8 protein-coding genes are annotated in these 9,382 nt (G+C 34.9%); all 8 read right to left on the bottom strand.

Going from position 1 to position 9,382, the window contains the following annotated elements:
- Positions 1-900 (bottom strand): D-alanine--D-alanine ligase (locus V7183_RS24100; RefSeq protein ID WP_335361093.1); only part of this gene is annotated, 900 nt, incomplete at its 3' end.
- An 11-nt stretch (positions 901-911) separates the two neighbouring features.
- Entirely contained in the window at positions 912-2,354 is a 1,443-nt protein-coding gene (locus tag V7183_RS24095; RefSeq protein WP_335361092.1) for a PLP-dependent aminotransferase family protein, read from the bottom strand.
- 977 nt (positions 2,355-3,331) lie between these two features.
- Positions 3,332-4,084, bottom strand: a complete 753-nt coding sequence (gene aiiA, locus V7183_RS24090; protein ID WP_335361091.1) for a quorum-quenching N-acyl homoserine lactonase AiiA — start codon at positions 4,082-4,084, stop codon at positions 3,332-3,334.
- Positions 4,085-4,238: 154 nt separating this feature from the next.
- The gene (locus tag V7183_RS24085; protein ID WP_335361090.1) at positions 4,239-5,006 is read right to left on the bottom strand and encodes a hypothetical protein; all 768 of its coding nucleotides are present in this window, start codon (positions 5,004-5,006) and stop codon (positions 4,239-4,241) included.
- Between the two features lie 12 nt (positions 5,007-5,018).
- Positions 5,019-6,116 (bottom strand): DUF58 domain-containing protein, encoded by a 1,098-nt coding sequence (locus V7183_RS24080; protein ID WP_335361089.1) that lies wholly within the window; start codon positions 6,114-6,116, stop codon positions 5,019-5,021.
- The gene (locus V7183_RS24075; RefSeq protein ID WP_335361088.1) at positions 6,113-7,042 is read right to left on the bottom strand and encodes an AAA family ATPase; all 930 of its coding nucleotides are present in this window, start codon (positions 7,040-7,042) and stop codon (positions 6,113-6,115) included. Before V7183_RS24075 ends, V7183_RS24080 begins: the two co-directional genes overlap by 4 nt.
- Before the next feature lie 186 nt (positions 7,043-7,228).
- Positions 7,229-7,972 carry a sulfite exporter TauE/SafE family protein gene (locus V7183_RS24070; protein WP_335361087.1) on the bottom strand — a complete coding sequence of 248 codons (744 nt, stop codon included), beginning with the start codon at positions 7,970-7,972 and terminating at the stop codon, positions 7,229-7,231.
- Positions 7,973-8,233: 261 nt separating this feature from the next.
- Complete coding sequence (locus V7183_RS24065; protein WP_335361086.1) at positions 8,234-9,025, bottom strand: phosphotransferase; 792 nt, start codon at positions 9,023-9,025, stop codon at positions 8,234-8,236.
- Between the last annotated feature and the right edge of the window lie 357 nt (positions 9,026-9,382).

Here is a 9,382-nt window from a genome sequence, read left to right as displayed (position 1 = left end):
CCTTCTAACCTGTAAGGAAGTTTCAATAATTATATCCAATAGCTTGTTATAGGATATTCCCGCCGCATGGGCGCTTTTAGGCAATAAGCTATTTTGGGTCATCCCCGGCAATGTATTCACTTCCATAACATACGGGATTCCATCTTTTATAATCATATCTACCCTAGCATAAACACTACATTTTAATGATTTATAGCAGGTCATTGCAGCTTCAGCGACACGTTCATGTGTTGTAGCCGGAAGTTCTACAACCTCTTCAATCGTAGCGATATCATCGTATTTCGCATGATAATCAAAAAATTCAGCCGTATGTTGAATCGAAATGATTGGTAAAAGGTTTCCGTCCAAAATAGAACATGTAATTTCTTCGCCCTTTATATATTTTTCAATTACTAGTTCAGAATCCCATTTGAATACCTCTTCAAGAGAGGAAAGTAAAGAATCCTTATCGTATACGATCTTTACCCCTACACTGGAACCACCTGAATTTGGTTTTACCACTAACGGATACCCCATTTTATCTATTTCATCAAGCTGAAGCTCTTCCATACTTGAAAGATGAATCCAATCTGGTGTTTGAATGCCCTCATAACGAATCATTTTTTTCGATACATTTTTATCCATACAAATACTGCTTGATAGCATGCCACTTCCGGTATATGGGACGCCAAGGGTTTCCAGTGTACCTTGAATCGTACCGTCCTCCCCATATTCTCCATGAAGTGCTAACAATGCAATATCAAGATTTCTTCCCTTTTCAACAAGCTCTTTTTTATCATTTAGTTTAATAGGCACTATTTCGTACTTACTCTTATCCAAATGCGCAATCATTTCTTCCCCTGTCATGAGGGACACTTGTTTTTCGGAGGACACTCCTCCCATAATAACGCCAACTCTCATTTTTCCAACTCCTAATTTTCATTTTTTAAAGTATCACCAATTATCTTAATTCCAGTGAGAATATCTTCTTCCGTTAACCGAGAGAATCCTAATCGAAACGTATTACTTCCCCTTCCATCCGTGTAAAAGACATCTCCAGAAGAAAAAACAACTCCCTTTTGATAACATTTTTTCAAAAGTATACGTGAATGTATTCCTTCTTCTAACTCTATAAAAAGATGGAGTCCGCCATCTCCAGTCATTCTTTTAAATGGAATGTATTGATTACAAGAATGAAGTGCTAGTTCATATTTTTTCTTATAAATTGACTTGGCCTTTTTTAAATATTTTTCGAAATAGCCATCATGTAAATACTGATAAAGCACTGCCTGATCCAATGTGGACGTATGAATATTACGTGCCCTTTTCATACTTTCCAAGTAGTGGATTAATTTCTTATCCGCTAAAATCCATCCAACACGTAAGCCCGGAAAAAGAACTTTTGAAAAACTGCTAATATAGATAACATTGTTCCCGGATCCGGAAAAGGTCAATAACGGCGCCAAATGTGAACCTGAATAACGTAATTCCTCATTAAATCCATCCTCTACAATTGGAACTTGATATTTTGAAAAAAGTTTCATAATTTTAGACCTTTTTTCAGAAGAGGTGACAATCCCAGTAGGGTTATGGTAAGACGGAATTAAATATGCAAAATCAAAATCTGTTTCGGACAAACTTTTCTCAACTTGACAAATATCGATACCATCATCCTTCATCTCCATCCCGTGGATTTCATATCCATGTAATCGAAAAAGCTTTAATGCAGTATGATGGGTAGGATTTTCACAAATAATACGCCCGGATTTTTTAGCTAAGGAAGACAATAAAATATCCAGACCCTCAGTGAAGCCATTCGTGATGAGGATATCTTTGTTGGAAATGTCTACCCCTTTCATTTCCATATAATGAAGAAGGTAATGAATTAGGGGTCTGTAACCTTTGGCATATCCGTAGTTCAAAATGATATCTCCTTCATTGGATAACCTCGTCAAAAAAGCCCTTTTAAAATTTTCGACATCAAAAAGTTTTTCATCTGGGGCAATGCTATTGAATGAAATCATACCTTTTTCCCAGCGAACACCGTGCTTCATTAAATCTAATTCATCCGCTTGCAAGGTAACTTCATTCAGCATTCCTTTCCAGTTTAGTTCGATAGATGGTGATTTGGTTGCATCGACTTTCCCTACAAAATTTCCTTTTCCCTTTATTGCATAGATTAGGCCTTCTTGTTCTAAATCTGCGTAAGTAGTGAGAACGGTCGTTCTACTAACCGATAATAATTTACTTAATTCTCGGGTAGATGGGAGCTTCTGATGCTCCAATAGTTGGCCTTTCATAATCATTTTTTTCAAATAATCCTTTAATTGGATATAAACCGGACGATTGTCTACAAACTTAAAATCATTAAACACTTCCTCGGCCTCCTTACTATCATTTTCACATAATTATATCTATCTCAAAAGGTCCACCATATATGTATTTTCTTTAACTAGTGGTATGGTTTAAAACACCATTCATACAGCTTTTTTACAAACAGCATGACTTTATTTTACATCTACACCTATTTTCATTAACCTACAATCTTACAAAATTTAAAATTATAAAATTGGTTCTGTAATTCATAATTACATCATGCAAAACAAATTATTTATAAATGCAAGGGAGAAATCTTTTTCTCTTCTTCCTCTCAAATCAAAACAAATACTCTCACTAACTAAGAAAAGAGCCTTAAATTTTTTCCATCCACCAAAATTTAAGGTTCTTTTTTACAAATCCAATAAAAAAACGACTTGCACCTTAAAATCATTTAGTATGTAAGTCGTTTTTTATTCTTTTCTATTCCCCATGCTAAGTTTTTTATTCCACAGCTCATTTTTTAAACCACTCTTTTTTCATTTAGTCTAACAATCCCAACTACTTGTATCTCATTTCAAAAGTCTCTTTCTTTCCATCCCATTCAATTGTGACCCAAAAGGCTTCTTCCTTATCATGTACTGCACAACCCGAACATGAAGATTTCAATTGAATCGTTCCTCTCTCAATAAATCCCGTTCCCTCTTGTTTGCTACTATTATCTTCAACTCTCCACCTTACTTCATTGATTTTTTCGCCATCTTTTCCTTTGTAAGTAATCGATCCTTCTCCAGATTCACTAGTATCTGCTTGTGAAATTATATACTTGCCTTTTCAATGCTCACTTTCTCCAATATATGAATAGGTGCGATCACATCCACTTAACAGCCAACAACATATCATTACACTAAACAGCATTATGATTTTTTTTCATACCTTCCACCTTTTTTAGATTTTATTAGGATATCATATCTCCATAAATCAATATGAAAAAAGGTGCAGTTATATTATTTTTTATTCCTACAAAATAAGTACACTATAAATACTTAGGGAATGTTTTACAACTTTTTTCTTGTTCCATATCATGTCCAAAGAAAACAATTGGTTTTTCATCTAAAACAAATTCCTTTAATCGCTTGATAGATTGTGAGGCCATTTCTGAATCAAATCCTGCGAATGGAACATCCTGCTCAAAGTTTTCCTGTGTGTAAGATGCATCAATTGTTAGCAAAACAGAGCCTGATTTTTCCGTTTTAACGAATACTGATTGATGCCCTGGGGAATGTCCCGGCGTATAGAGCAACTGAACACCTGGCATTACTTCATAATCTCCCTCAATCATTTGATAGTTCAAACCTGGTAATATGCATTCCTTTAAATATTCTTCTCTATGTAAAGCAGCATCATGTTCAGTTCGTTGCACAATAATTGGTGTATGGCTAAAGCTTCCATTCCCACCAGCATGGTCAAAATGCAAATGAGAACTAATAACACAAAGAAGATCTTCTGGCGCATAGCCTACTCGTTTTAAAATATTTACAATTCTATCACCCGACTTCATTTTAGGAAGAATCTGCCCTTCAACAAATGTTCCCTTAAAAAGCTCTTCATTATCTACAGCGATTTCTGGCATTCCAGTATCTATCAAAATAGGACCTTCTGTTGTTTCCAAAAGATAGCACCATACCGGTAAATTCAAAAGTTTACCAGGAGTAAGCGTACTATTAACAGAAGAATGATCCAACATGCAGCGGCCAGCTGGTAAAAAGTAAAGTTTTTTAACGTTCATTCTATATCCACCTTCACATAGTGATTTTTGGAAATAAATACAGTAACACTTCCGCTAATAAGAGACTTTCTCCTTCTAATTCTTTTTATTTCACTATAAATTCACTGTTCACAAATACCCTATAAAATGATATAGCCCTACTCTAAATTTAACATTATAAACCCTTGTTTGCATTTTCCTTTACCCATCTCCGCATAATCTGTAATTCTTCATTTGAAGCAGTTCCTTCCCCATATCTTACTTTTTCATAGATAGGAATAATATCATTACTTTTGTGGATACGAGAAAACCATTGTTGAACCGTCTCTTGTAATCTTCTCTTTTCAAACTTCGGTAATGTCAATTCCCATTTGATTAGCATTGCTCGCACTTCTTCTACTGGAAGTATTGAGCTATCTCGATTCTCTTGTTCTTGTTCTTCCTCTTCCTTAACTTTTTGTATTTCTTTTTGCTTAGAACGTATATTATGAAGCGGTTGTTTCTTATTTTGTATACGACGAAAAATGAAAAACAAGATTAAAATAATTAAAAAAAGAATACCAATTTGTATGAAGATATTTCCGGTGTTAATCCCTGTAAACTCTTCGCCATCATTTTGCAACTTATTATCTCGGGGTATTCGTTTAAATTTCCCCTTCTCATAATATCCATCTTTATCAAAATCAATTGTATCCTCTATTTCAACTCCTGATCCTGAATCCTTCTCCTCCCCTTTCCTCCAAAGTCCCGCCCTTCCTTTTTCAATACTCTTCCCTCCTTTAGATAAAAGTAGTTCACCCTGGTTTCCCTTTGGATTAGAAGAATCTAGTACCTTTTCCTTCGCGAAAAAAGCGCCTTTTGTTATTCCAATCGCTAATACAAAGCACGCACTAATAGCTATGAAACAAAATATAACGCGTGATCCCCATTTATATTTCTTCATACTCCCCTTCCTTTACTTTACAATTTGTATCCATCCTTTTTGTTTTTCAGGTGGATGTCCAATAATTAATGGGATACAACCTGCTTCTTGTCTTCGAAAGCCTGTTTGATAGAAAAAATGTGCATTAAGTGGTGTGTCTTTTTCTGTTAACGAAGACAAAAGATCCATTGCTTTATAGAGTTGTTTTCGGTGCTTTCCTCCCTTTAAGTGAATGACACCTTGTTCACGTACCCCATTAATCCATAGTTCAAACGAGCAATCTTGTAAAATTAACTCTCGGCATACACCGGCAGCTACTTGAATTAAATATTCCATATCTGTACGAAGCGTATATCCTGTTTTTCCTAATATATTTACATATAGTGCATACCGGTCTCCTTGTGTATATTCATACTTTTTTGCACTAATAACTCCTGTTTTCGCAGTAGCTCCCCAATGAATGGAGCGAAATGGCTCTCCTTCATACTCTTTCACACCTACTATTTTTGTTTCATCATATAATGGAGAAACAGCTGCTCTGCGAAATCCATGTTTCCATGTTGTCATTTCCGGTATCGTTACTTTCGACATCTGCGGAAGAATATGAAATTCTGGTAGTTTCTTTTGTTCAATGGGCAAATAATAAGTCAGAAGGCCGAATGGATCTGATATCATAAGTTCCGCAGTTTTCCAACCTTGCCGCCCTCTTTCATTCGAATTTCCCTCTAACATAATTGTTATCATATCTCTTCCTTCTATTTGAATAGGAATTTGATAAGAATGATGAGAACGTTGCATCTTCTGATTCGTTTCCCACTCTATTTGTTCATCAGAACGAAACTGAAGAGCTGCTTTAAAAATTTGGAAGCGTGCCTCATTTATAATTTGCACTACACACTCTCCTGTTTCTTTCATAAATAATCTCTTTTGATTTTGAGAAATCTCCCATCTCACTCTCATGACTGCTTTCATATACATATATATAAATCCTACTAGCAACAAATAAAACAAAAAGGCAGCCACAATTAAAAATTGATTTGTAAATACTACGAGTATAAGACAAAGAACTCCAATTCCCCCTATAAAGAGAGGCTCCAACAATAGACTTTTCTTTTTTATGATTTCGTTCATACACTTTCCACTGGAACTGCAATTTTTTCTAAAATCCCTTGCAGTACATCTACTTTTGTTGTTTTCATATCCCCTTCAATGGTTAAAGTTAATCGGTGGGCACAAACTGGGGATGCTAAAGCTTTCAAATCATCAGGAGTTACATATTCTCTACCTTTTAATAAAGCTCTTGCTTGAGCCGCTCTCATAAAAGCTAACGATCCCCGTGGACTAACTCCAATTTCCACTAGATCATGCTTTCGCGTCGCTTCCACAATATCGAGCAAGTATTCTTCCACCTCATCGTGTATATGGATTCTTTTAGATTGTTCCTGCAACTCCAATATATCAGAAAGAGATACAACGCTTTGTAAATAGTTGAATGGATTTTTTTCTTTAAATCGTTTTAGCATTTCTTTTTCACATGTACGATCTGGGTACCCTTGCCGAATTGTTAATAGAAATCGATCTAACTGCGCATCTGGAAGTGCAAATGTTCCTGCTGATTCTAACGGATTTTGTGTAGCTAACACAATAAATGGATTTGGTAATACATGCGTTATTCCTGCAATCGTTACCGTTCGTTCCTCCATTACCTCTAACAAGGCTGATTGTGTCCTTGGAACAGCCCGGTTAATTTCATCTGCTAAAACAAGATTTGCAAAAATAGGCCCCTTCCTTGTTTTAAAATTACTCTCTTTCATATCAAAATATTCTAATCCTACTACATCACCAGGCAACGTATCAGATGTAAACTGAATACGTTGAAAGGCTCCAGCAATACTTTTGGCAAGTGTTTTAGCAAGCGTTGTTTTCCCTGTTCCTGGTACGTCTTCTAATAAAACGTGTCCATTTGCAACTAGCGCAATCATCGCTAAATCAATTACCTCTTCCTTGCCTACAATGACTTTAGAAACATTTTCTTTAATTTTTTCTAATATAGACATACACCGCATTCACCTTTCTTTTTGCTTTTTGATTTTTCTGATATTTTATACCATTTTAGCACACAAATTCTTCCATAAACTAGAAATAAAAAAAGCCCATCTAATTGATGGACCTTTTCATTCTAGATAAACTTTCTATTTCTTTCTTCACGTAATAACTGAACACATAATCTGTGTTCTCGGTAGTCAAATCATCTTAAATGCTACTTGTCCTATTAGCAAAAAAATGATGGTAATTAATAATTTTTTAGCAATCTTTAATGGAATTTTAGGTAATGCAATTAATCCAATTTGGGAACCAATTGCTGATCCGATTGCCATTGCAATTGCGTAATTCCATTGGACAAATCCTGTTTGATAAAATATGATAAATGCTCCACAACAACTACCAAAAATCAAAACTCTTGTCAGTTGAACTGCTTTCATATACGTGTTTTTTTGATTCATGTAATGTAGAATTCCAAATGTTGAAGATCCGGGACCAAATCCTCCATCATAAGCAGCTATAAAGAACGGCATGGCATTACTTACAATTGTTGTATCTTTAGCTTTCCCCTCAACAGAAGATACCCATTGCTTATTTTTCAATGTAATAATTAAAGCAAATAGCAATAAGATTAAGGCCATAGTACTCATTGTTTGTTCTGTTACATGTGAGGTAATAAGTGCGCCACTCATTCCTCCAATCATAGCAATACAGACATTCACGATTATTGTTTTTACACTTAGATGCTTATTTTTTAGTAAGTAGAATATGCTTGTCAGTGCAGCGATTCCTGATGAAAATTTATTAGTTGCAATTCCAATCTGGATAGGTACGCCTACAAGCATCATAGCCGGTAAAGTGATTAATCCTCCACCTCCTGCTAACGTTCCTATAAAGGCAGATACAATTCCTATTACTAGTAGAGTGAAAAACAGTGTGTCCAAGACAATCCCCCTCATCTCAAAAATCAACCCCACGTAAATTTTACCATATTTAAAGCCGCTGCATAAAAATCGCATAGCTACTATTTAATCTAATACTTTATTTTAATACGACCGTCTATTCATTACATATAATGCCAAATCCAAAATAACGAGCTAAATAACATATTAATTCACAGGTTAATTTGCATAGTAAATAACACGCAAAAAAGCTCAAAGTCCCTATATGACTCTGAGCTTTACTTTTGTATAAGACTTATTTCATTAAATCCACTCTTTTCCATGTTCACGAATGAATTTAATGTCGTCTTGATAATGTTCAAGGTGTCCTTCATCTATCATTTTTTGAAAATTCATATCGCCTTCTTTAGCTTTTCTTTTCATGTATTTACATAACCCTTCTAATCGTAGCAATACCATCTCCAAATAATCTTCTTCCATATCCTCACCGTAGGATTCAAAAAACAATTTAACTCTTTGTTTTATACGGTCGGCATGCTGTAATGAATTATAATAAACTGCCTCACCTGTTTCAGTATGATAAACTCTACTTAAGGGGACACAAGTGTAAAGAGTATAGGCTATGTCCCAAATTCTTGGACCAGGACCAGCAACATCAAAATCAATAATACCTACTGGTTTTTCGTGATTAAAAATAATGTTGTATATTGCAAAATCATTGTGGCATACAACCTCTATTTTATTTGGAGTATTATCCATTGGTTTCCAATCATCTGATAACGGAAAGTCACTCACAGCATCATGGTAAAGACGGAGCGTCTTCGCTATTTCTTTTAAAACATCATTAGACCACATGTATTCTTTTAAAGGATAATTACCAGCTTCTCCTTCAATAAATGATAATATCTCTCTATCTTTTTCATCAATACCTAAAAACTTTGGTGCATAACTAAAACCTTTGTTTTCCAAATGATTTAATAGGTTATGAATTTTGGTACTGTCTGGCTTTAATTCTCGTCGAACAGTACCTTCCGAACGATATACGTTTGAGACATTCCCTCCCGTTAGCATTTCTTCGTTTTCGTAGTTTGACATCTGATAATTCCCCTCCATTATTAGAAAACTAGACACTCTTAAAACAAATGCCGATTGTTCAACAATCCTGCTCGTTAACGGAACAGGAACCATTTTGCTTGTCTTTATATTTTAACATAACTTTCCTACTCCTTTTTTAACACCTCGAATAGCAACTTGAATCAAATCTAAAATAACGAAATGACAATGGTTATGGTCATCCTGATAATTGATGTGCTATTGCACTTGTTAATTCAACAGCGAAAACAGAATAAACCTTTACATATCAACAAAAAAATCGAGTATAAAACCTTTGTGGTTTTATACTCGATTTAACCTGCCATTTATACGGTTTCTCCACGTTATCTGAACTACTTA

This window comes from Bacillus sp. JJ1127 (assembly GCF_036965845.1).
Lineage (GTDB): Bacteria > Bacillota > Bacilli > Bacillales > Bacillaceae_G > Bacillus_A.
Note: the sequence above shows the minus strand (reverse complement) of the source record. Positions and strands in the feature narration are given on the sequence as shown.

Excerpts from the sequence above, each read along its gene's own strand:
- aiiA (WP_335361091.1), bottom strand. The coding sequence starts at position 4,084 with ATGAACGTTAAAAAACTTTACTTTTTACCAGCTGGCCGCTGCATGTTG.
- V7183_RS24085 (WP_335361090.1), bottom strand. The coding sequence starts at position 5,006 with ATGAAGAAATATAAATGGGGATCACGCGTTATATTTTGTTTCATAGCT.
- V7183_RS24080 (WP_335361089.1), bottom strand. The coding sequence starts at position 6,116 with ATGAACGAAATCATAAAAAAGAAAAGTCTATTGTTGGAGCCTCTCTTT.
- V7183_RS24075 (WP_335361088.1), bottom strand. The coding sequence starts at position 7,042 with ATGTCTATATTAGAAAAAATTAAAGAAAATGTTTCTAAAGTCATTGTA.
- V7183_RS24065 (WP_335361086.1), bottom strand. The coding sequence starts at position 9,025 with ATGTCAAACTACGAAAACGAAGAAATGCTAACGGGAGGGAATGTCTCA.